Origin of the sequence: Photobacterium sp. 1_MG-2023 (genome assembly GCF_030547945.1) — a bacterium.
In the GTDB taxonomy this organism is placed as follows: Bacteria; Pseudomonadota; Gammaproteobacteria; order Enterobacterales; family Vibrionaceae; genus Photobacterium.
On sequence record NZ_JAUORR010000007.1, the window covers coordinates 154280 to 176398 of the forward strand.

Consider the following 22119-nt stretch of genomic DNA (forward strand, 5'->3'; position numbering starts at 1 on the left):
TTTGCATAATGGTAAATTTGTGCTTGTTCACCAGAAGACACAGCGATGTAGCAATCCGCTCCTGATTTAAACCTATAAAAATGGCTGCGAAAGCAGTCACGGGGCGTCTTGGACCCAATTTATCACTGATAAATTAATTCATATATTCACATAAGCAGTCAAAATATGGATATTTCATTAATTGTAACCACCTATAACTGGCCGGAAGCTTTGAATAAAGTTCTGGAAAGTATCGAAAGACAGAGCCTGCTCCCCCGCGAAGTGATTATTGCCGATGACGGTTCCGGTCAGGATACCCGGGACGTCGTCCACTACTGGCAGCAAAAACTGAAGATTCCGGTGATCCACAGCTGGCAGGAAGATGAAGGTTACCGGCTCTCCGCCAGCCGGAATAAAGCCATCGCCTGTGCTCATGGCGATTATCTGGTCATGATTGACGGCGATATGGTGCTACATCAGCATTTTCTCCGCGATCATGCCCAAATCGCTCAACCTGGATTTTTCATTCAGGGCTGGCGAGTCCGGCTGAATGAACAGGGGAACCAGCATGTGTTTGAACACGGCGTGATTCCGCATTCTCGCATGCAGGGCATTCTGGATGTGAAAAACCGCTGTTACGGACTTCGCCTGCCGTTGCTGAGAGCCCTGAGCCATGGTTCACCGACCTCAATTTCCGGCACCAAAGGCTGCAATATGGCGTTCTGGAAACAGGATGTGGTCGCCATTAACGGCTTTAATGAAGACTTTGTCGGCTGGGGCAAAGAAGACAACGAATTCGCGACCCGGATGATCAATCATGGCATTCGCCGAAAGCGCCTGCGTTTTGCTGCCGTAGCCTATCACCTGTATCACGATGAAAGCCCAAGGGATATGGTGGCCTGCAACCATGACATTCTGATGCGGACCAAAGAAAATCGTCTGGCCTTCTGCCACAACGGCCTGTCTCGTTATCAGGCAGGCTGATCACGCCGCTGCCTTATTTCGGCGCTTCACATTTTTTTGTGTGAGAGCGCCGCTACCAGATCAATCACTTATCAATTTTATGCCGTCAACTTTTGTATGACTTTGTTCTCTGCCTCTCCTGTGCTGCCCCTTCGCTGACTATAGTTAAAAAAAGACAAAACGAACCTGAGATAAATATCCGATAAAACAGGTTTCTCCATGGCTGGGTTTTGAATTTTTTTAAGGAAGTGGCAATGAAAACACAGGCAGACCACAAAATTATTTTGATCGGTGCTGGCTTTATTTCCGGGGTACACGCCAGAGCCATTCAATCGCTCCCAGATTGTCAGATTAAAGCCATTGTCGATCCGAACCTGGCAGCCGCCAAAGCGCTTGCCGGGCAATTTGAGATCCCACAGTGTTTCAGCCATCTGGAAGAGGCGCTGGCTGCAGTCACTTTTGACACCGCCCACGTCCTGACCCCGCCGAACACCCATTTTGAACTGGTCCAGGCCCTGCTGCATCATGGCAAACATGTGCTGGTCGAAAAGCCAATGGCGGAAACCATCGCAGACTGCGACACCCTGAATGCGCTGGCACAGGCGCAAGGGCTGACGCTGGCCGTCAACCAAAATTTTGTGTTTCATCCGGTGATGGAAAAAGCAAAACAATATCTGGATGCCAATGCCATCGGCCCGGTCAAATCGGTCTCGCTGAATTATGAAATGCCGCTCCGTCAGCTGGACAGTGGCCAGTTCGGGCACTGGATGTTCCGAAAGCCAGTCAACCTGCTGCTGGAGCAGGCTGTCCACCCGCTCTCTCAACTGCTGAGTTTATTCGGCGCTCCGAGTGGCCCACTGATCAGCCGGATCAGCCAGATCAAAACGCTCAACGACCAGCCCTGTATCCTGCGATTGGATGCCATGGGCGATCTGGCCGTGCCCTTCCATTTATCCTTTGCTTTGGGCCAGTCGTTTCCCGTCTGGCAATTAGAGATCACCGGCGAGGATGGCAGCCTGCACCTCGATTTTATCCGCCAGCGTGTGATCCTGAATGAACGTAGCCGCTTTTTGCCCGCCCTGGATACAGCCGTCACCGCCAGCGCCATGGCTGGCAGTCTGCTGTCTCAGGGCTTCCGTCAGTTGATTGATTACGCGGGCGCAATCACTGGATTCAAGCCCTCGAAAGATCCCTTTTTCCTGTCGATGCAAGCCAGCATCCGTGCTTTTTATCAGTCGATTGAAACCAAACAGCACCCGATTCACAATGCAACCTTTGGCCGCACGCTGGTGGCCCTGTGTCACCAACTGGCCGGCAAAAGTCTGGGGGCGCAGCATCTGCAAGCCACCCAAGCACCCCGCGCAAAGCCACGGGCAATGCCGCTGACAGAACAGCGCCCATACGACGTGCTGGTGATTGGTGGCACCGGCTTCATCGGCCGTCATGTGGTCCGTCAGTTACTGACGGCTGGCTATTCCGTCGGCATCATGGCGCGGCATCTGGACGCACTGCCCGAATGTTTCCAGCACCCTGCCATTCAATGGATACAGGGGGATGTCTGCGATCAGGCCACCGTCGACCATGCCGTCAGCCGGGCGACCTATGTGATCAATCTGGCCCATGGGGGCGGCAGTGGCGACTGGCAGGCAATCCAGCACGCCATGGTCGACTCAGCCCGCTATGTCGCGCTGGCCTGCCAAAGCCACGGGATCACACGGCTGGTTCATCTGGGCTCCATCGCCTCTTTATATCTGGGGAATGACCGGACTGTCATTCACAGTGCATCTCCGGTTGACAGTGCGCCCCACCACCGCGCCCATTACGCCAGAGCCAAAGCCATGGCCGATCACATGCTGATGCATGAATTCAGCACGCTGGATGTCGTGCTGCTCCGGCCCGGTATTGTGGTCGGTGAAGGCGGCCTGATCCAACACACCGGCATTGGTTTTTTCAACAACAGTCAGTATTTCATCGGCTGGAATCTGGGCCACAATCCGCTGCCGTTCGTCCTGGTGCAGGATGTCGCCTCCGCCACGCTGGCCGCCATGACCCAGCCCGATGCCAAAGGGAAAACATTGAATTTAGTCGGAGATGTCCGTCCCTCAGCACGGGAATATGTAGCCATGCTCAGAAAAGGACTGTCACGCCCCTATCGCTATGTGCCTCAATTGACGCTCTGGCTCTATCTGCAGGAACTGGGAAAATGGGCGATCAAACGCATGGCTGGCCGGCATCCCGAGATTCCGTCCCTGCGAGATCTGCGCTCCCGCGCCATGAATGCCCGCTTCGATACCAGCGGCGAAAAACGCCTGCTCAACTGGCACCCGGTTAATGACTGGCAGGTGTTCTATCAGCAGGCTGTGCTGGTCCATCAGCCACCGTCAGCAACAGCGGTCCACTCTCAGGCCGATCAAGCCACTCCGGCAATGCACAACGCCTTGACCCCTGACTCGTCTTCAAACAAGGTCAGCGCACTATGACAACAGTGCTGCACGTGTTCTCAACCTTTGCACTGGGCGGGCCGCAGGTCCGGTTTGCTCAGTTGGTGAATGCCCGTTCAGCACGGGAGCGCCATGTGGTGATTGCGCTCGATGGCCAGCTCGAAGCCGCCAGCCGGATTGACCCGCAAAAGCAGATCACCTGCATCGGGTTGCCTGACCTCAAGCCGCTCCCGCTGCCGGTCAAACTCCGGCGAATTGCCGGATACTTGCGGCAATACCGGCCCGATGTTCTGATGACCTACAACTGGGGCGCGATTGAATGGGCCTTGTGTAACCGTCTGCTGGGGCATTGCAAAGGGATCCACTGGGAAGACGGATTCAACCCGGAAGAATCCGCACGTCTGCTGCCGAGACGCAACCTGTTCCGCAGGCTGGCGCTGGGCGGCCGGACACAAGTGGTGGTGCCGTCGCAAACACTGATGAGCATCGCCAGGCAAAACTGGCACATTCCTGCCAGCCGTCTGGTTTATTTTCCCAACGGTATCCGGATGCCGGAACAACCGGCCACATCCGCCGCCACTTGCTTCCCGACACTGATCACCCTGGCGACGCTCAGAAAAGAAAAAAACCTGATCCGCCTGATTGATACCGTGGCAGAACAGGCGCCTCAATGCCGCCTGCTGATCGGAGGGGACGGCCCGCTGAAGCCGGACATTGAAGCCTACCTCAACCATCATCAGCTGGGCGGGCGAATCCAGCTGGCGGGCCGTATTGAGCAAGTCTGGCCCTTTCTGGCTCAGGGCGATCTCTTCTGCCTGTCTTCCGATACCGAACAGATGCCCCTGTCGGTTCTGGAAGCCATGGGCGCAGCCTTACCCGTGATTGCAACGGATGTGGGCGATGTCAAAACCATGGTCGCCCCGGCCAATCAGCCTTTTGTAGTCCCGCCCTCCGGATACAGCCGGGCAATGCGGGGATTACTTTCCTCTCCCGAGCTGTGGTCGGAAATCGGCCAGGCCAACCGCCGCAAGGCGCAAGAGCAATTCAGTTTTCAAGTCATGCTGGAGAACTTTGAGCGTCTGATATCCGCTTCATCCTGATTAATTCCCGCGTGCTATTTTATAAAGACAATGCCTGTAAAAGGTGCGCGAGCCGGACGACCGGTGAAGGGCAAAAATCCGGTTGTGAGGCTGAGGACGAAACTTACACTTGTCGATTCAATTTCGCAGCAGTTCGTGATACCCTGCGCGCCCTTTCTTCCACTTGAGTGACAGCGGTAATGAGCAAAGGCACGTTATATATCGTTTCGGCCCCAAGCGGCGCAGGCAAATCCAGCCTGATCAACGCCCTGCTGGAAACCAACCCGACTTATGATATGAAGGTTTCAGTTTCCCACACCACACGCGGCATGCGCCCGGGTGAAGTTCATGGTGTTCATTACAATTTCGTCAGCGTTGAAGAATTCAAAGAGTTGGCCGAACAGAGTGCTTTTTTAGAGCATGCGGAAGTGTTTGGTAATTTCTACGGCACATCGCGCCTGTGGATTGAACAGCAGCTCGAGAAAGGCATTGACGTCTTTTTAGATATCGACTGGCAGGGCGCGCAGCAAATTCGCCTGCAAATGCCCCAAGCCAAAAGTATTTTTATTCTGCCCCCATCGAAAGATGAACTTGAGCGCCGCCTCAACGCCCGTGGTCAGGACAGCAACGCCGTGATTGCCCGCCGCATGCAGGAAGCCCAGTCTGAAATTTCGCATTACACCGAGTATGACTATGTGATCGTGAACGATGACTTTGACGTGGCCCTCATGGATTTTAAGGCAATCATCCGTGCTGAGCGATTGAAGCAAGACAAACAAGCTGCTAAATATAGCAGCATGCTTTCTGCGCTACTGGCGCAACAGTAAGTAATTTTGTACAATTTTCCATCTTTTTATTAAACCCACTGGAGTCCTCGATGGCACGTGTAACTGTTCAAGATGCTGTTGATAAAATTGGCAACCGTTTCGATCTGATCCAAATTGCTTCTCGCCGTGCGCGTCAAATGCAAACTGGCGGTAAGGATCCATTGGTTCCTGAAGAGAACGATAAGTACACCGTCATCGCACTGCGCGAGATCGAAGAAGGCCTGATCACGAAAGACATCCTGGATGCACGTGAGCGTCAGGAAATGCAAGAGCAGGAAGCTGCTGAACTGGCAGCCGTGAGTGCCATTGCAGGTAACCAGCGCTAATTCAAGGAAGCGGGCAATTTGTATCTCTTTGATAGCCTGAAAGAAGTTGTAATTGAATACCTGCCTGAGACTCAGATTGAGGCGCTCAGGCAGGCCTATTTAGTCGCAAGAGACGCCCACGAAGGTCAGACCCGCTCCAGCGGTGAACCTTATATCATCCACCCGATTGCCGTCGCCCGGATTCTGGCCGAAATGCGCCTGGACTATGAGACGCTGATGGCCGCATTGCTCCACGATGTGATCGAAGACACCGAAGTCACCAAAGATGACCTCGACAGTCGATTCGGTTCCACGGTCGCCGAGCTGGTGGATGGCGTGTCTAAGCTGGATAAGCTGAAATTCCGCGATCGGAAGGAAGCCCAGGCGGAGAACTTCCGCAAGATGATCATGGCTATGGCCAACGACATCCGGGTCATCCTGATCAAACTGGCCGACCGGACCCACAACATGCGCACGCTGGGTGCACTTCGCCCGGATAAACGCCGCCGCATTGCCCGCGAAACACTGGAAATCTTCTCGCCCCTTGCCCACCGTCTGGGTATTCACAATATCAAGACTGAGCTCGAAGAGCTGGGTTTCGAGGCCCTGTATCCGAACCGCTATCGGGTGCTGAAAGAAGTGGTTGCCGCTGCACGCGGAAACCGGAAAGAAATGATCAACCGGATCCACGCCGAGATTGAAGGCCGCCTTCACGACGCGGGGATCGACGGCAAAGTGGTCGGTCGCGAAAAGAACCTGTACTCCATCTACAACAAGATGAAGAACAAGGAACAGCGCTTCCATTCCATCATGGACATCTATGCCTTCCGGGTACTGGTGAACGATCTGGATACCTGCTATCGGGTGCTGGGACAGGTGCACAACCTGTATAAGCCGCGCCCGAGCCGGATGAAAGACTACATCGCCATTCCGAAAGCTAACGGCTATCAGTCGCTCCACACCTCTCTGGTCGGCCCGCACGGGGTGCCGGTCGAAGTCCAGATCCGTACAGAAGACATGGATCAGATGGCGGACAAAGGGGTGGCGGCTCACTGGACCTACAAAGACCGGGAAAGCTCCGGCACCACAGCACAGGTGAAGGCCCAGCGCTGGATGCAAAGCCTGATGGAACTGCAACAAAGTGCCGGTAACTCATTCGAATTCATTGAAAACGTCAAATCGGATCTCTTTCCGGACGAGATTTACGTCTTCACACCGAAGGGCCGGATTGTGGAACTGCCGGTCGGTGCAACCGCCGTCGACTTTGCCTACGCTGTCCATACTGATGTCGGCAATACCTGTGTCGGTGCCAAGGTCGATCGCCAGCCTTACCCACTGAGTAAGCCGCTGAAAAACGGCCAGACGGTCGATATCATCAGTGCGCCGGGTGCCCGGCCCAATGCGGCCTGGCTCAACTATGTGGTGACTTCGCGTGCACGGACCAAAATCCGTCAGGTGCTGAAAACCATGCGCCGCGCCGAATCCATTACCCTGGGTCGCCGCCTGCTCAATCATGCGCTGGGTGAGCTGAATATCGATCAGATTGACCCGGTCACACTCGACAAAGTGCTCAAAGATCTCCGCCTCAAGGATGCCGAATCTCTGCTGGCTGCGATCGGTCTGGGTGAACTGATGAGCGTGGTGATCGCCCGCCGTTTGCTCGGCACGCTGGAAGAAGAGCCGCAGAATGACGACAAACGCCGGATGCCAATCCGGGGAGCCGACGGGATTCTGCTGACCTTTGCCAACTGCTGTCACCCGATCCATGGCGACCCGATCATGGCCTATGTCAGCCCGGGGAAAGGTCTGGTGATTCACCGTGAGGAATGCTCGAACATCCGTGGTTATCAGAAAGAACCGGACAAATACATGCCGGTGGAATGGAGCCGCGACTTCGAGCAGGAATTTGTCACCAACCTCAAAGTGGATATGCAGAACCATCAGGGGGCGCTGGCCGATCTGACCAATACCATCGCCAATACCGGTTCGAACATTCAGGGTCTGGCGACGGAAGAAAAAGACGGTCGCCTGTATACCATCACCGTTCGCCTGACGACCAAAGGCCGGGTGCATCTGGCCAATATCATGCGCCGGATCCGGGTGATGCCGAACGTGGTCCGGGTTGCCCGGCAGAAGAACTGATTGGGCGACGATGCCTGACTGTGAATGAACTGACAAACGCCCGCACCGGGCGTTTGTGCTTTCCCGAGTGCTGAACGAATCAGCCTGAACTGTAACAAGATACGAAGCCCATGACCCCAGAACGCTTTGCGCGGATCCAGTCCGTCCTGGCCACCCGTCAGACCGATTTAACTTTGTGCCTGGAAGAAGTGCACAAGCCCAATAACGTCTCTGCCATCATTCGAACCGCAGACGCCGTGGGTGTGCACAAAGTCCATGCCGTCTGGCCAAACGACATGCGGGTGCTGAGCCATACCTCGGCAGGCGCCCGGAACTGGGTCGAACTGCAAACCCATGACACCATGGCCAGCGCGGTCGGCCAGCTGAAAAGCGAAGGGATGCAGGTTCTGGCCACTCATCTTTCTGATCGCGCGGTTGATTTTCGCGAGATTGATTACACAAAACCCACGGCCATCATTCTGGGCGGCGAAAAAAACGGGATCACACCCGAAGCCTTAGCACTGGCCGATCAGGACATCATCATTCCCATGGTGGGTATGGTACAGTCGCTGAACGTCTCGGTCGCCAGCGCACTCATTCTGTATGAAGCGCAGCGTCAGCGACACAATGCCGGGATGTATGAACGGGAACACACACAGTTGCCGCCGGAAACCGTTCACCGTATTCTGTTTGAGCGCGGACACCCGGTGCTGGCCAAAGTTGCCAAACGCAAAAAACTGCCTTACCCGCCTCTGGATGATGCGGGCCAGATTGTCGCTGATAATGCCTGGTGGCAGGCCATTCAATCCCGGGATAAATAACCCCGGATCTGACGGAGCACAGAGAACACAGGCATGAGCGGACAAATGCTGGAGACCATCGCCCTGACCGAATTGTCCGGCGTGGGCGCCAAAATGGCGGAGAAACTTAACAAGATCGGCCTGCATACCGTGCAGGATCTCCTGTTTCATCTGCCGCTCCGTTACGAAGACCGGACCCGGATCTGGCCAATCGCTGAAATTCAGCCCGGCCAGCACCTGACGGTTCAGGGAGAAGTGCTCAGCAATGCCATTTCCTTCGGCAAACGCCGGATGCTGACCGTCAGAATCAGCGACCAGTCCGGCGCGCTGACCCTGCGCTTCTTCAACTTCAATGCCGCGATGAAAAACGCTCTGTCCGAAGGCAAACAGGTGAAAGCCTATGGTGAAATCCGCCGCGGCCAGCACGGGCCTGAAATCATTCATCCTGATTACAAAGTTTTTTCCGAAACGACGGCACTGGCTGTCGAGGAAACGCTGACGCCGGTCTATCCCACAACCGATGGTCTGCGTCAGCTGACCCTGCGCAATCTGACCGACCAAGCCCTGAAACTGCTGGATAAAGCCGCCGTCACCGAGCTGTTACCGGAAGGCTTGTACGACCGCCAGATGACGCTGGCGCAAGCCCTGCATGTGATGCATCGCCCAACGCCGGATGTATCGCTGGATCAACTGGAAAACGGGGAACACCCGGCGCAGAAACGCCTGATCCTGGAAGAGTTGCTGGCACAGAACCTATCGATGCTGGCAGTACGTGAAAAAGGCCAGCAGCATCAGGCCTGGCCACTGCCGCCGAGTGAAACCCTGAAGCAGCAACTGCTGGCGGGTTTGCCTTTCAGTCCGACAGGTGCACAGCAACGGGTGACTGCCGATATCGAAAACGATCTCGCCAAACCCGTGCCCATGATGCGGCTGGTACAAGGCGATGTCGGCTCCGGTAAAACCCTGGTCGCTGCTTTGGCTGCGATCCGTGCGATTGAGCATGGCTATCAGGTCGCCCTGATGGCTCCGACCGAACTTCTGGCAGAGCAACACGCCCTGAATTTTGCCCAATGGCTGGCACCACTGGGTATTCAGGTCGGCTGGCTGGCCGGTAAACTCAAAGGCAAAGCCCGGGAAACCGAGCTGGCCCGTATTGAAAGCGGCGAAGCCAAAATGGTGGTCGGCACACATGCGCTGTTTCAGCAACAGGTCATCTTCAGCAATCTGGCACTGGTGATCATTGATGAACAACACAGGTTCGGGGTGCATCAGCGGCTGGAACTGCGTGAAAAAGGCGCCAATGAGGGCCGCTATCCGCATCAGTTGATCATGACCGCCACGCCCATTCCCCGCACGCTGGCAATGACCGCCTATGCCGATCTGGAAACCTCGGTGATTGACGAACTCCCGCCGGGCCGGACACCCATTCAGACCGTTGCCGTTTCCGACACCCGTCGGGCCGACATCATTGAGCGTATCCGGGCCGCCTGCCTCAGCGAAGGCCGGCAGGCCTATTGGGTTTGTACCCTGATTGATGAATCCGAAGTACTGGAAGCACAGGCAGCGTCAGACACCGCCACCGAACTCACCGCTCAGTTACCGGAACTGAAAATCGGCCTGGTTCATGGCCGGATGAAAGCCGCAGAGAAACAGGACGTGATGCAGCGTTTCAAAGCGGGTGAATTGCACTTGCTCGTCGCAACGACAGTGATTGAAGTCGGAGTAGACGTCCCGAACGCCAGCCTGATGGTGATCGAAAATCCCGAGCGATTAGGTCTGGCCCAGCTCCACCAGCTGCGTGGCCGGGTTGGCCGGGGCAGCGTCGCCAGTCACTGCGTGCTGCTTTACCATGCGCCACTGTCGAAAACGGCGCAACAGCGTCTGGGCGTCCTCCGGGAAAGCAGCGACGGCTTTGTGATCGCACAACGCGATCTCGAAATCCGGGGCCCCGGTGAACTGCTCGGCACCAAGCAAACCGGCATCGCCGATTTCAAAGTAGCCGATCTGGTGCGTGACCAGCACTTAATCCCGCAAGTTCAGAAAATGGCGCGCTACCTGCACGATCAGTATCCCAGCAATGCAAAAGCCATTATCGACCGCTGGCTGGGTAATAAAGAAAACTACTCTAACGCCTGAGCGATACATCCAACTTACGTCACTTTGGCGGCATGATGCCGCCATTTTCTGCTTTTCATCCGAAATAAATAATACCAATCAAAGTAAGTCAATGATCAGAAATAGCGCAGGAAAAATGGTTGAGAACAAGGCAGACTTTTTAGATATGTAGTGATTCTACAATCAAAAAATCTAACGCAGTTATCAAACATTTGAACAAGCTAGGATGACCAGTGATTTACTGCGATTGGTATAATTGCGCAAACGTTTGCTAAATTGTGATGCGTCATTAAAATAGGGCCAATTTTGACCCAAGGGTCTTGTCCGGCTTCGAACTGTTTCTGTTCAGATCTCCGTCTTGAAGCCGCTCTGTCGACGTATGAAGGAATGCCCATGACCGGCCATCACCGAGAAATCGAGCGTCCGCGCTCTTCCGACCTCATTTACCGCCTTGAAGATCGCCCGCCGCTGCCACAAACCCTGTTTGCCGCCCTGCAGCATCTGCTGGCGATGTTTGTCGCTGTGGTGACGCCCTCGCTGATTATCTGTCAGGCGCTCGGATTACCGGCCAGTGATACCAACACCATTGTCAGCATGTCCTTGCTGGCTTCCGGTGTGGCTTCCTTCATTCAGATCCGCACCATCGGCCCGGTCGGCTCTGGCCTGCTCTCGATTCAGGGCACCAGCTTCAACTTTCTGGGTCCGATAATCGGTGCCGGACTGGCGATGAAAGCCGGCGGGGCTGATGTCCCAACCATGATGGCGGCTATTTTCGGGACGATCCTTGCCGCTTCACTGACAGAAGTCGGTATTTCACGAATTTTACAGCATACACGGCGGGTGATTACACCGCTGGTATCCGGGATTGTGGTGACCCTGATTGGCCTGACGCTGATTCAAATCGGTCTGACTTCCATCGTTGGTGGCTATGCTGCCATTGAAAACGGCAGCTTCGGCAGTCTGGATAAACTACTGCTGGCCGGCATTGTACTGGGACTGATTGTGCTGATGAACCGGATGAAGAACCCTTACCTGCGGGTCTCTTCTATTGTGATCGCCATGGCTGCCGGAACGCTGGCCGCCTGGCTGATGGGCATGATCGAGACCGACCGCCTGGCCGAGACCTCGCTGATGGCAATTCCAGTTCCGATGCAATACGGCCTGGGGTTTGACTGGTCGCTGCTGATCCCACTGATCATCGTGTTTGCGATTACCTCGCTCGAAGCCATCGGCGATATTACCGCCACGTCCGAGACCTCTGAACAGCCGGTCTCCGGCCCGGTTTACATGAAACGTATCAAAGGTGGTGTGCTGGCCGATGGCATCAATTCCGCGCTGGCCGCCGTGCTGAACAGCTTCCCGAATTCGACGTTCAGCCAGAACAACGGCATCATCCAACTGACAGGGGTTGCCAGCCGTTATATCGGCTATTTTGTGGCAGGCATGCTGGTCTTGCTGGGTCTGTTTCCTGTGGTCGCCAATCTGGTTCAGTTAATTCCGGAACCTGTACTGGGCGGCGCAACCATCGTGATGTTCGGCACCATCGCGGCTTCCGGCGTCCGGATTATTTCCCGCTGTGAGCTGGACCGTCGGGCGATTCTGATTATGGCGTTGTCGTTCTCGATGGGCTTAGGTATTGCGCAAAAGCCGGAAATTCTCCAGTTCATGCCTGAGTTTGTGAAGAGTATTCTGTCTTCCGGCATGGCCGCTGGCGGCCTGACTGCAATCCTTCTGAACCTGATCCTGCCAGAAGAAAAGAAAGACTGATTCTGTCCGATCCCTCTTTGCCAAGGGGAGGGAAATTTCAGAATTGCAGCACGCACTCATCGATCCCTCCCCCCTTTTCAAGGGGGGGAAGTTTCAGGGCATCAGGACTTACTGCCCCGTTTACCGTTCTGTTTCACCGTGCGCATCGGCAGGCTGACTTGTACCCGAAGGCCACCTTCACTGCGGTTGCTGAACTGAATCTCGCCTTCATGTTGATCCACGATGCGCTTCACAATCGCCAGACCAAGTCCGGTACCTTCTGCATCGCTCCCCCGGGCACTGTCGCCGCGGGTCAGTGGCTGCAGCATTTTGGCAACCTGATCCGGTTCGATACCCGGGCCGTCATCTTCAACGCAGAACCAGGCCATTTTTCGATCCGCCGTCATCCCACTGGTGACATGCACCCAGCCGTGACCATAGCGTAATGCGTTGATCACCAGGTTGGTAATCAAGCGTTTAATCGCGACACCATTGACGTAAACTTTGCCGCTCACAGGACCCAGTGCAGTTTCTATGCCTCGCTCGATCCCCCCTTCGGCTTCCACCACATCTTCGACCAGAATATTCAGGTCATGCAGTTCCTGCTCCAGCAGATGGGTTGATTTCAGATACTCCATGAACTGATTGATGATGGCATTACACTCTTCCGTGTCTTTAATCATACTCTCAGCCAGATAAGCATCTGCCGGGGACATCATTTCAGTCGCCAGTCGGATCCGGGTCAACGGCGTACGCAAGTCATGACTCACACCGGCCATCAGCAGTGCCCGATCATCTTCCAGTTGCTTGATGCCTTCGCCCATCCGGTTGAAAGCTTTAGTCACCGCCCGAATTTCCGACGCGCCCTGCACTTCCAGATGCGGGGGCGATCCACCTTTCGCCACTTCCAGCGCAGCCTGCTCCAGCGCAACCAGCGGACGATTCTGAATCCGGATGAACAGCCAGCCGCCAGCAATCACCATAAAGGCGATAAACAAGCTGTAACCAAACAGCGGCGCGAAATCATCTTCCTGTAGTTCAGACAAAGGCACCCGCATCAGAAAACCCGGCATTGCATCGCAATCGAGCCACAGCACATAACTGTCGGCCCCCAGCACCAGCCGGACTTCCGTGGGTGTGCCCAGCTCCCGGGTCATCTCATCACTCAGATAATCAATCTTGCTTGCAGCACGGAACTCTTCTGACTCCGGGCTGTTATCCGCATGCAGCGTGACGCCCAGCTGTTCCAGCAATTGACGGCGTAAAGGGGTATCGAGATGAAAGGTATGGCCATCTGCCAGCTCAACATCTTCTTTGAGCATCAGCCGGACTTCGTAGGCCATAATCCGGTTGAACTGCTGCAAACTGGGCAGCAAGGCATAGTTCAACACGGCCAGATAAGAAAAAACCTGGCTGGCAATCAACAGGCCAGCCAGCAGAATGAGTGTGCGGGTAAACGTCGAGCGCGGCGACAGGCGCATCGGCATGGTTTACGCCTCACTGCCATCGGGAACGAAAACGTAGCCCAGCCCCCAAACGGTCTGGATATAACGCGGACGGCTCGGATCTTCTTCAATCATGCGGCGAAGCCGAGAGATCTGCACATCAATGGAACGTTCCATCGCTGAATATTCGCGACCGCGGGCCATATTCATCAGCTTATCGCGCGACATCGGCTCACGGGCATTGGTCACCAGCGCTTTCAGCACGGCGAATTCACCGGATGTCAGTGGCATCGATTCTTCGCCACGGAACATTTCACGGGTGCCAAGATTCAGACGAAACTCACCAAAGGTGATGATTTTGCCTTCCACACTCGGCGCGCCCGGCGCCTCAACGGTCTGACGACGCAACACGGCACGGATACGGGCCAGCAACTCACGCGGGTTAAACGGTTTTGGCAGATAGTCATCGGCGCCGACTTCCAGCCCGACAATTCGGTCGACTTCGTCGCCCTTGGCAGTCAGCATCAGGATCGGCAGCATATTGTTGGCATTCCGCAGACGGCGGCAAATCGACAAGCCATCCTCACCCGGCAACATTAAATCCAGGACCATCAGGTGGAAATTCTCACGTGCCAGCAGGCGATCCATCTGTTCGCCATTCGCTACACTGCGGACCTGAAAACCCTGCTCAGACAGATAACGCTCCAGCAGCGCACGCAGGCGCATGTCGTCATCGACCACTAAAATCTTGAAATTGTCTTGCATCGTTACACCTTATGGTTCGAATTCCGGATGTCGCCGGGACGATATTTTACGCGACCCTTGCCTTTTCTGACTGAAATGGTGCGCAATTCTTCACCGTAAATTGTTACCGAGTATGTCAACTCAGTGACCGTTCTGCACAGTTTAGTCGTTGAGATAAGTTATCGTATTGATGAACCAGACTTTATCCCCTTCCGGAGTCCGGACCACGACTTCATCGTCCACTTCTTTTTTCAGCAACGCCCGTGCCATCGGCGAATCAATCGAGATATAGTCCTTGCGGCCAAAAATTTCATCATACCCAACGATGCGGAATTTCATACAGGTGCCAGCCTCATTTTCCACTTCGACCCAGGCCCCGAAAAAGACTTTGCCTTCCTGAACCGGGGAATAGTCGACAATTTTCACGTTCTCCAGCGTTTTACGCAGATAACGCACCCTGCGGTCAATCTCCCGCAGGCGTTTTTTGTTGTACTGATAATCGGCATTTTCCGAACGATCACCAAGACTCGCGGCCCAGGTCACTTTCTTCGTCACTTCCGGACGTTCTTCCTGCCACAGAAAATCCAGCTCCTGCTTGAGCCGGTTGTACCCTTCCCGGGTGATCAATGGGGTTCTCATGCTGTCTGCCCCTGATACGATGGTAATGGCTTGATTATATGACGTTGACGGGAATGACAGCGAGACATGATTCAGGAAAATGGCAGGTTGAGCGCCAGCACACACTCAACCTTCAGGTAATGACACCCATTCGATACAAAACAGCACTACTGACAATGATGGGTAAACCCGAGAGCAGCATCAGGATAAAAAACCGAAAATTCTCCCTGTAATTCTCTATGTCATCCACACTGATGCTATCTTCCCGTGTCAGGCGCGATCCCCCCAGCAACACCATCCCACCGATCAACCAGAAGACAAAACCACTATAGAAGAGATAATCGACCAGCCTGACTTGAGCCAGGAACTCAACATGAACTCGCAACACCCCACTGACAGCTAACAACAGGACATTGTTGATGATGATCCATTGCAACAGACTCAACTTCCTCGCTCGTCAGTCACTCCGCGCAACGGAAAGAAACCGTTTTCAACTCGCATCCACATGAACCGAAACCGGGATTTCAATCTTACAGTGCGGCAGAAAATCATCTTCGCCGAACGGAGAAACCGCTAATTCAATTTCGCCATGGTTTGTATACACATCGAAGTTACGATTCATTTCAGTAATATTCGATTCATGCACATCGATTAAATCCTGCACAGTTTCACAACCGTCACGCTGACCTTTTTTAATCAATTGATATAAGCATTATATTTAGAAACAATTTTTGAGAAAATCTCACAATCTTTTACACTATTACTTTTAGCAACACTAACCCATTGAATACCTGTCTCGTCAGAATGTGACACTTCAATTTTAAGTTGGTATTTTTTAATAACAAAAAAACCAAGAAGAAAACCTAAAATAAAGAACACAGGTGATAAGTATAAGGACAGTTTTGGATCAGCGCCAAAAATAGGCAGCAACCAAACTGTCGAAGACATGAATAATGAAAAAGCTACAAAGTTTAAAACAACCTCTTTGCTGGACTTCTCGCAAACCTTCATCTGCCTAATTTTAGATAAAGAAACCCCCTGCCCTTTAATAACTAAACTATCACTTGATATAAAAATAACTTTTTCAGTATACATAGCGCTCTCAAATAAAAACAATTTCGTTTAAAATAATCCCCAAAATTTAGTTAGTCAATCTGGATATTAAGAAAAGATGCTCCATTGCAACAGACTCAACTTCCAGCAAGTCTCATTCAAATGATTGACATTTCATTTCTTCCTGAATAAATACATGAAAGATAAAAGGCACAAAGCAGGAGTAAATATGAGAACCCATGAAGTCGTCCCCAAATGTTCACGAGTCGCTATAGAATAATCATGATGAAGACAATAAGGAACCCAAACATGATAGAACAATGTATTAAGTCCGTTATACAGACAATGAATAAAAAGAACATTCCTGAATGACTGCGTCTTGATATAAATAAGATGCATCGTCAAAGCAAATATAAAACTGAGATAAAAATCATAATGCTGACTGGCAAAAATTGTTGCGCTAATCAATATGGAGACCCAACTCCCAACAAACTGACCAAGTTTTTGATATAACCATACTCGGTAAAAAATCTCTTCAAACAGTGGAACGATCACAACAAGTAGAAAGGCGACAAACACCGCCCATTCTAGCGTTTGTTCTGAAGAGAGAATATAATTCAGGTAGTAGTCATGACGCACAAAACCATCGGCAGTTATAAATCCTCTGAAATACTCCACATCCCAAAAGTGTAATAAAACAAAAGCCATTGCCACAAAGAAAACTAATTTAACATTAAATTCTTCATCATTAAAATATTGGAACTGACACAACCTGAAAACAAAGGGAATTAAAGCAATTACCGGTAACACAAAACTTCTGATATCGTAGTTGAAAACTGTTCTCGCATAAGGATCTACCCCCTCCAAAACGAACATGCTGATAAAATATATAACGATCACTTCAACCCAAGTGACTTTTAATACAGCATGACAAAACAAACCAACAGAATTATTATAAGCTTCTTTCATGATAAATCGCATTCATTTCATCCACAATTGATTCGCACATTAACGAACTTATAATCTGATTCGTTTTTATCTTATGAAACATCAAACAAACTCAGCGGTGCAACACTTCAACAAACCGTCAATCCTTGAGCGCTTAAGTTCGTATGCTCTCACCCTGCATTCAGTTCACCAACTGTGAGTGTCGGTGGTGAGTGGGAATGTCCATCTCAACAAAATCTCAACTCGCATCCACATGAACCGAAACCGGGGTTTCAATCTTACAGTGCGGCAGAAAATCATCTTCGCCGAACGGAGAAACCGCTAATTCAATTTCGCCATGGTTTGTATACACATCGAAGTTACGATTCATTTCAGTAATATTTGATTCATGCACATCGATTAAATCCTGCACAGTTTCACAACCGTCACGCTGACCTTTTTTAATCAATTGATAAATGGCATGGAGTTGCGATAAAGCGATCGCACAGTGACGCTCTTCATGTGCATAAAGCTGTTTCGCATAGACAAAATCCCCCTTCAACAGTGCTTCATTTTCAGGAGAGATGCTGAGTTGCGGCAATGTATACTTCACATCCAACGTAAAGAAATCAATTTCACAAGTCAGATCATCATAATAAAAGTCATAATTCCATGCTAAATAAGCATCAAAACCTTTTTCTTTCAAATGAGCAGGTCTTTTTTCATAAGAAGCATCAATTTCTGCATCACTGTGACCAGATACAGAATAAATCTCATACGCTTTATGAAAAGGAAAAGGGAGTTGTTCATCTGCATGAGCAAGATGAACAGAACAAAGAAATAGCAGGTAAGATATATGTCGGTGTGTCATTTATTATTCCCCAAAATCACGACTCTGCATCGCGAACAAAAATAAAGTCCATATTCATTATACATTCGTCAATTAAAAATAATCACATAAAATCAATAAATTGAATTGAATCACAATTTTTAATAAGTCATGTATGAGTAAAAGAGATGTATGTTTATCTTTTTGCATCCTCAAACACCAGCTGAAACTACCCAATCGGGTAGGATACTTCGTCCAACAAATCAATACTATATGTCCGAGATATTCACCTGACAATCATATTGAAAATAAGCATGATCATCAAAAAACACTTTTACAGTACATTAGAATACGATCTCTGGTCGCTGATCAAACATGTGCTTTTTATAAAATTCACATTTTTGACTGCGATTGCTTTGATATCGATTATCCAGCTAATCTTGATAGATACAGACCAATCGGTCGGTACCCAATACAATGAAGAAAGAACAGTCTTATCCGTTATGTTTTATTGTATGCTCGAGACGATATTATTCTTTTTCATCCTACAAAACATGTGCCGATTCATCATTCGTGACATCTATGTTTCCGCATTCATTGTCACAATATTATTCTCATCCATGCACCTTTTAAACTCAGTCACCAATGCTGTATTCACACTTGGGTTGGGCTATATTTTCTGTATTTTATATGAATATTTCAGAATTCGATTTGGCAGCATGATTTCAATCATCATTAATTTCGCCTACCATTCTTTATGGAACATGTTTGCCATCTTTACTTTTCCGGTACTTATTGATGGGCTTTAACCTCAGAATTTCCATCGAAGTTGGATACAAACCCATCATCTTTTCAACGTCTGAGTTCAAAGTGCTCCGCTCAACATACCGGATCGCATCAAGATGCAAGCCAACTCAGTTCTTGTGTTGACCCCATAGGTACTAAAAAGCTGTTTACAGTGATATTTCACGGTATTTTCTGAAATAAACAGTTGTTGTGCGATCTGCTTGTTTGTCATCCCTGACATGATCAAAACGGCAACTTGTTGTTGTCTTCCTGTCATCTGATTTGATTCTTCGATGTGGTGATGCTTGATTCTATTCATCCCCACATCGGTGCAAACTATTGCTTATCATGTCATCGATCATATCGGCAATAAATCAAGCGCCGGGCTCATCAATGGGGTAACTTCGACTCGTTTGCGCATTTTGTCCGGCTGCCACTGCCTGTATACAGATCACACCCACTGCTACGGCTGGCAAACTCCTGACATTTTGCGGGGGCTTGGGCGCTGACTGGCGTGCGGAATTGTGGTTAGATGGACCCCCTGAGAAAACTGTAGCCAAAGGAAATCTATGACCGCGAGTATCCATCACCTGATTGCGTCTGAACTGAACGTCAAAACGCAGCAGGTTGCCGCAGCCGTGGCGCTACTCGATGACGGCAATACCGTCCCTTTCATCGCCCGTTACCGGAAAGAAGTGACCGACGGGCTGGACGATACCCAACTGCGTAATCTGGAGTCCCGCCTGGGCTACCTGCGCGAGCTGGAAGACCGCCGTCAGGTGATCCTCAAATCCATTACGGAGCAGGATAAACTCACACCGGCCCTGGAAGCCGAAATCTTATCCGCCGACAGCAAAACACGGCTGGAAGATTTGTACCTGCCGTACAAACCCAAGCGCCGCACCAAGGGCCAGATCGCGATTGAAGCCGGTCTGGAACCGCTCGCGGATCTGCTGTGGTCACAACCAGGTAACGATCCGGAAACCGCTGCCGCAAGCTATGTGTCTGCCGACAAAGGTGTGGCCGATACCAAAGCTGCACTGGATGGCGCGCGTGCGATTTTAATGGAACGTTTTGCAGAAGACGCCGCCCTGCTGGATAAAATCCGCCGCCACTTGCAATCCAATGCCGAGCTGACCGCGCGTGTGGTGGAAGGTAAAGAGCAGGAAGGCGCAAAGTTCAAAGACTACTTCGAGCACAATGAAAAATTGTCTCAGGTGCCGTCGCACCGGGCGCTGGCCATGTTCCGTGGCCGCAATGAAGGTGTGCTGCAACTGGCACTGAATGCGGATCCAAATCAGGAAGAAGGCGTTCGTGGCTCTTACTGTGAAGTCATGATTGCCGATCACTATGGCGTCAATCTGGGCAGCCAGCCAGCCGACAGCTGGCGCAAGCAGGTGATCAGCTGGGCCTGGCGTATCAAGATTCTGATGCACATGGAAACCGAGCTGATGGCCGCCCTGCGTGAGAAAGCCGAAGACGGCGCGATGCAGGTATTTGCCGATAACCTGAAAGATCTGCTGATGGCCGCTCCTGCCGGTCCGCGCATGACACTGGCGCTCGATCCGGGCCTGCGTACCGGGTGCAAAGTCGCTGTCGTTGACAGCACGGGTAAGCTGGTTGATACCGCCACCATTTATCCGCACCAGCCGCAGAAGCAGGTGGCTCAGTCGGCCGCGACGGTGCTGGCGCTGATCTCCAAACACAATGTCGATCTGATTGCGATCGGGAACGGAACTGCTTCACGTGAAACCGACAGCTTTGTCGCCCAGCTTCTGAAAGACAACAATCTGAAGGTTCAGAGCGTCATGGTCAGTGAGGCGGGCGCATCGGTGTATTCCGCGTCTGAACTGGCGGCCAACGAATTCCCGAATCTGGATGTGTCGCTGCGTGGCGCAGTTTCCATTGGCCGTCGCCTGCAGGATCCGCTGGCCGAGCTGGTGAAAATCGATCCGAAATCTATCGGTGTGGGCCAGTATCAGCACGATGTCAGCCAGAGTAATCTGGCAAAACGTCTGGATGCCGTGGTCGAGGACTGTGTGAACGCCGTTGGGGTAGATGTGAATACCGCCTCACCGGCCCTGTTAACCCGCGTTGCAGGTCTGTCGGCCGCCATTGCCAGCAATATTGTGGCTTACCGTGACGAGCACGGCCGGTTTGAATCGCGCACCACGCTGAAAAAAGTCTCCCGTCTGGGACCCAAAGCTTTTGAGCAGTGTGCCGGTTTCCTTCGGATCATGAACGGTAAAAACCCGCTGGATGCCTCTGCGGTTCACCCGGAATCTTATGATGTCGTTAAAAGCATTGCCGCGAAAAACAACAAGCCACTGGATGCTCTGATTGGCAACAGTGAATTCCTGCGCGGTCTGAAAGCATCCGAATACATCACCGAAGACGTTGGCCTGCCAACGGTGACCGACATTATTAGCGAGCTGGACAAACCGGGCCGCGATCCGCGTCCTGAATTCAAGACCGCAACGTTTGCCGAAGGCATTCATGAAGTGAAAGATCTGGTGCCGGGCATGGTGCTGGAAGGCGTGATCACCAACGTGACCAACTTTGGCGCCTTTGTTGATGTCGGTGTGCATCAGGATGGTCTGGTCCACATTTCTGCGCTGTCGGACAAGTTTGTTTCAGATCCGCGCGAAGTTGTGAAAGCCGGTGATGTGGTGAAAGTGAAAGTGATGGAAGTCGACTTGCAGCGTAAGCGCATTGGCATGTCGATGCGCCTGAGCGATGAACCGGGTCAGGAAGCCGAGCGCAAGCCGAAAGGTGGTGCCCGTCCAAACGACCAGCGTCGCACGCCCCGCCAGCCGCGTGAAAACCAGCCAGGCAACAGTGCTATGGGTGGCGCCTTTGCCGCGGCATTTGCCAAAGCGAAAAAGTAACTCGATTAGCATTCAGGCAGATGACAAAGGCGGGCACTCCCCGCCTTTTTCAGTTCTGTAGGAAAGGCACCCATCCCTTCTGATCATCAATCGCCATTCCCAGCCACCAGAAAAATCATATTTTTTATCAACATTCATTTGGAAACGACCCACGCTATCTCCCGTTCTGGTGCCTTTTGGGATATACCTCCAGAGTAACCCATTCAAACAGGGCGTCCGCATGAATGGTTAAGGTTTAGCCATTGACGTAAATCCAGCCACAAGGACTTGCTCCAAAAAGGCGGTGGTCATCATGCAGCGTTTCTGTTTCATCGGCACGCTAATCTTGGTTGGCTCAGCTCTGAGCATATTCAGTGCCATGTGCCTTAATCCCGCTAGGTTTTCAGCCGCGTTTTCTCGGTAAATCTGACAAGCATCTTCTCGCATACTCACATCTAATATCCAGTGCATTGA

20 protein-coding genes are annotated in these 22119 nt (G+C 52.0%); 10 read left to right on the plus strand and 10 right to left on the minus strand.

All coding sequences use genetic code 11. The features are described 5' to 3' along the window. Positions 1-165 precede the first annotated feature (165 nt). From Q4579_RS08940 to Q4579_RS08980, 9 genes are all read left to right on the plus strand, one after another. A complete protein-coding gene (locus Q4579_RS08940) occupies positions 166-963 on the plus strand; it encodes a glycosyltransferase family 2 protein (protein WP_303563337.1) in 798 nt (265 codons plus the stop codon). 233 nt (positions 964-1196) lie between these two features. Then, complete coding sequence (locus tag Q4579_RS08945) at positions 1197-3422, plus strand: Gfo/Idh/MocA family oxidoreductase (protein WP_303563339.1); 2226 nt, start codon at positions 1197-1199, stop codon at positions 3420-3422. Beyond that, positions 3419-4483, plus strand: a complete 1065-nt coding sequence (locus Q4579_RS08950; RefSeq protein WP_303563341.1) for a glycosyltransferase family 4 protein — start codon at positions 3419-3421, stop codon at positions 4481-4483. Before Q4579_RS08945 ends, Q4579_RS08950 begins: the two co-directional genes overlap by 4 nt. Before the next feature lie 179 nt (positions 4484-4662). After that, on the plus strand, positions 4663-5289 hold the full coding sequence (gene gmk, locus Q4579_RS08955; protein WP_303563343.1) for a guanylate kinase: 627 nt from the start codon (positions 4663-4665) through the stop codon (positions 5287-5289). A 50-nt stretch (positions 5290-5339) separates the two neighbouring features. After that, positions 5340-5615, plus strand: a complete 276-nt coding sequence (rpoZ, locus tag Q4579_RS08960; RefSeq protein ID WP_027250547.1) for a DNA-directed RNA polymerase subunit omega — start codon at positions 5340-5342, stop codon at positions 5613-5615. Between the two features lie 18 nt (positions 5616-5633). Continuing rightward, the gene (gene spoT / locus Q4579_RS08965) at positions 5634-7736 is read left to right on the plus strand and encodes a bifunctional GTP diphosphokinase/guanosine-3',5'-bis pyrophosphate 3'-pyrophosphohydrolase (protein WP_303563345.1); all 2103 of its coding nucleotides are present in this window, start codon (positions 5634-5636) and stop codon (positions 7734-7736) included. 110 nt (positions 7737-7846) lie between these two features. Further along, the gene (trmH, locus tag Q4579_RS08970) at positions 7847-8536 is read left to right on the plus strand and encodes a tRNA (guanosine(18)-2'-O)-methyltransferase TrmH (protein ID WP_303563347.1); all 690 of its coding nucleotides are present in this window, start codon (positions 7847-7849) and stop codon (positions 8534-8536) included. Between the two features lie 33 nt (positions 8537-8569). Then, on the plus strand, positions 8570-10651 hold the full coding sequence (gene recG / locus Q4579_RS08975) for an ATP-dependent DNA helicase RecG (protein ID WP_303563349.1): 2082 nt from the start codon (positions 8570-8572) through the stop codon (positions 10649-10651). A gap of 372 nt (positions 10652-11023) precedes the next feature. After that, positions 11024-12397: a uracil-xanthine permease family protein gene (locus Q4579_RS08980; protein WP_303563351.1), complete on the plus strand. Its 1374-nt coding sequence runs from the start codon at positions 11024-11026 to the stop codon at positions 12395-12397. A gap of 101 nt (positions 12398-12498) precedes the next feature. On the opposite strand, the gene envZ is transcribed toward Q4579_RS08980, so the two are convergent. From envZ to Q4579_RS09025, 9 genes are all read right to left on the minus strand, one after another. Continuing rightward, entirely contained in the window at positions 12499-13857 is a 1359-nt protein-coding gene (gene envZ, locus Q4579_RS08985; protein ID WP_303563376.1) for a two-component system sensor histidine kinase EnvZ, read from the minus strand. A 9-nt stretch (positions 13858-13866) separates the two neighbouring features. Next, entirely contained in the window at positions 13867-14586 is a 720-nt protein-coding gene (gene ompR, locus Q4579_RS08990; protein WP_211646531.1) for a two-component system response regulator OmpR, read from the minus strand. Positions 14587-14727: 141 nt separating this feature from the next. Further along, positions 14728-15204 carry a transcription elongation factor GreB gene (gene greB, locus Q4579_RS08995; RefSeq protein WP_303563353.1) on the minus strand — a complete coding sequence of 159 codons (477 nt, stop codon included), beginning with the start codon at positions 15202-15204 and terminating at the stop codon, positions 14728-14730. Between the two features lie 112 nt (positions 15205-15316). After that, entirely contained in the window at positions 15317-15619 is a 303-nt protein-coding gene (locus tag Q4579_RS09000; RefSeq protein WP_303563355.1) for a hypothetical protein, read from the minus strand. Between the two features lie 54 nt (positions 15620-15673). Then, positions 15674-15847: a hypothetical protein gene (locus tag Q4579_RS09005; RefSeq protein WP_303563357.1), complete on the minus strand. Its 174-nt coding sequence runs from the start codon at positions 15845-15847 to the stop codon at positions 15674-15676. A 32-nt stretch (positions 15848-15879) separates the two neighbouring features. Beyond that, positions 15880-16278, minus strand: coding sequence for a hypothetical protein (locus Q4579_RS09010; RefSeq protein ID WP_303563359.1), 399 nt, complete (start codon positions 16276-16278; stop codon positions 15880-15882). A 132-nt stretch (positions 16279-16410) separates the two neighbouring features. Further along, on the minus strand, positions 16411-17205 hold the full coding sequence (locus tag Q4579_RS09015; RefSeq protein WP_303563361.1) for a CPBP family intramembrane glutamic endopeptidase: 795 nt from the start codon (positions 17203-17205) through the stop codon (positions 16411-16413). A gap of 217 nt (positions 17206-17422) precedes the next feature. Then, entirely contained in the window at positions 17423-18034 is a 612-nt protein-coding gene (locus tag Q4579_RS09020; RefSeq protein ID WP_303563363.1) for a DUF922 domain-containing protein, read from the minus strand. Between the two features lie 823 nt (positions 18035-18857). Further along, the gene (locus Q4579_RS09025; RefSeq protein WP_303563365.1) at positions 18858-19097 is read right to left on the minus strand and encodes a response regulator transcription factor; all 240 of its coding nucleotides are present in this window, start codon (positions 19095-19097) and stop codon (positions 18858-18860) included. Between the two features lie 250 nt (positions 19098-19347). Here Q4579_RS09025 and Q4579_RS09030 point away from each other — a divergent pair, with 250 nt between their 5' ends. After that, positions 19348-21666, plus strand: a complete 2319-nt coding sequence (locus Q4579_RS09030; RefSeq protein WP_303563367.1) for a Tex family protein — start codon at positions 19348-19350, stop codon at positions 21664-21666. Positions 21667-21894: 228 nt separating this feature from the next. Here Q4579_RS09030 and Q4579_RS09035 read toward each other — a convergent pair. Beyond that, the coding region (locus tag Q4579_RS09035) for a transposase (RefSeq protein ID WP_368501977.1) at positions 21895-22119 on the minus strand (225 nt) is incomplete at its 5' end.

Bases quoted from the DNA above. Each gene is read 5' to 3' on its own strand.
- Q4579_RS08940 (WP_303563337.1), top strand. From the start codon at position 166: ATGGATATTTCATTAATTGTAACCACCTATAACTGGCCGGAAGCTTTG.
- Q4579_RS09015 (WP_303563361.1), bottom strand. From the start codon at position 17,205: ATGAAAGAAGCTTATAATAATTCTGTTGGTTTGTTTTGTCATGCTGTA.
- recG (WP_303563349.1), top strand. From the start codon at position 8,570: ATGAGCGGACAAATGCTGGAGACCATCGCCCTGACCGAATTGTCCGGC.
- Q4579_RS08980 (WP_303563351.1), top strand. From the start codon at position 11,024: ATGACCGGCCATCACCGAGAAATCGAGCGTCCGCGCTCTTCCGACCTC.
- Q4579_RS09010 (WP_303563359.1), bottom strand. From the start codon at position 16,278: ATGTATACTGAAAAAGTTATTTTTATATCAAGTGATAGTTTAGTTATT.
- trmH (WP_303563347.1), top strand. From the start codon at position 7,847: ATGACCCCAGAACGCTTTGCGCGGATCCAGTCCGTCCTGGCCACCCGT.
- Q4579_RS08945 (WP_303563339.1), top strand. From the start codon at position 1,197: ATGAAAACACAGGCAGACCACAAAATTATTTTGATCGGTGCTGGCTTT.
- ompR (WP_211646531.1), bottom strand. From the start codon at position 14,586: ATGCAAGACAATTTCAAGATTTTAGTGGTCGATGACGACATGCGCCTG.
- Q4579_RS08950 (WP_303563341.1), top strand. From the start codon at position 3,419: ATGACAACAGTGCTGCACGTGTTCTCAACCTTTGCACTGGGCGGGCCG.
- Q4579_RS09020 (WP_303563363.1), bottom strand. From the start codon at position 18,034: ATGACACACCGACATATATCTTACCTGCTATTTCTTTGTTCTGTTCAT.
- gmk (WP_303563343.1), top strand. From the start codon at position 4,663: ATGAGCAAAGGCACGTTATATATCGTTTCGGCCCCAAGCGGCGCAGGC.
- Q4579_RS09025 (WP_303563365.1), bottom strand. From the start codon at position 19,097: ATGAATAGAATCAAGCATCACCACATCGAAGAATCAAATCAGATGACA.
- greB (WP_303563353.1), bottom strand. From the start codon at position 15,204: ATGAGAACCCCATTGATCACCCGGGAAGGGTACAACCGGCTCAAGCAG.
- Q4579_RS09030 (WP_303563367.1), top strand. From the start codon at position 19,348: ATGACCGCGAGTATCCATCACCTGATTGCGTCTGAACTGAACGTCAAA.
- envZ (WP_303563376.1), bottom strand. From the start codon at position 13,857: ATGCGCCTGTCGCCGCGCTCGACGTTTACCCGCACACTCATTCTGCTG.
- rpoZ (WP_027250547.1), top strand. From the start codon at position 5,340: ATGGCACGTGTAACTGTTCAAGATGCTGTTGATAAAATTGGCAACCGT.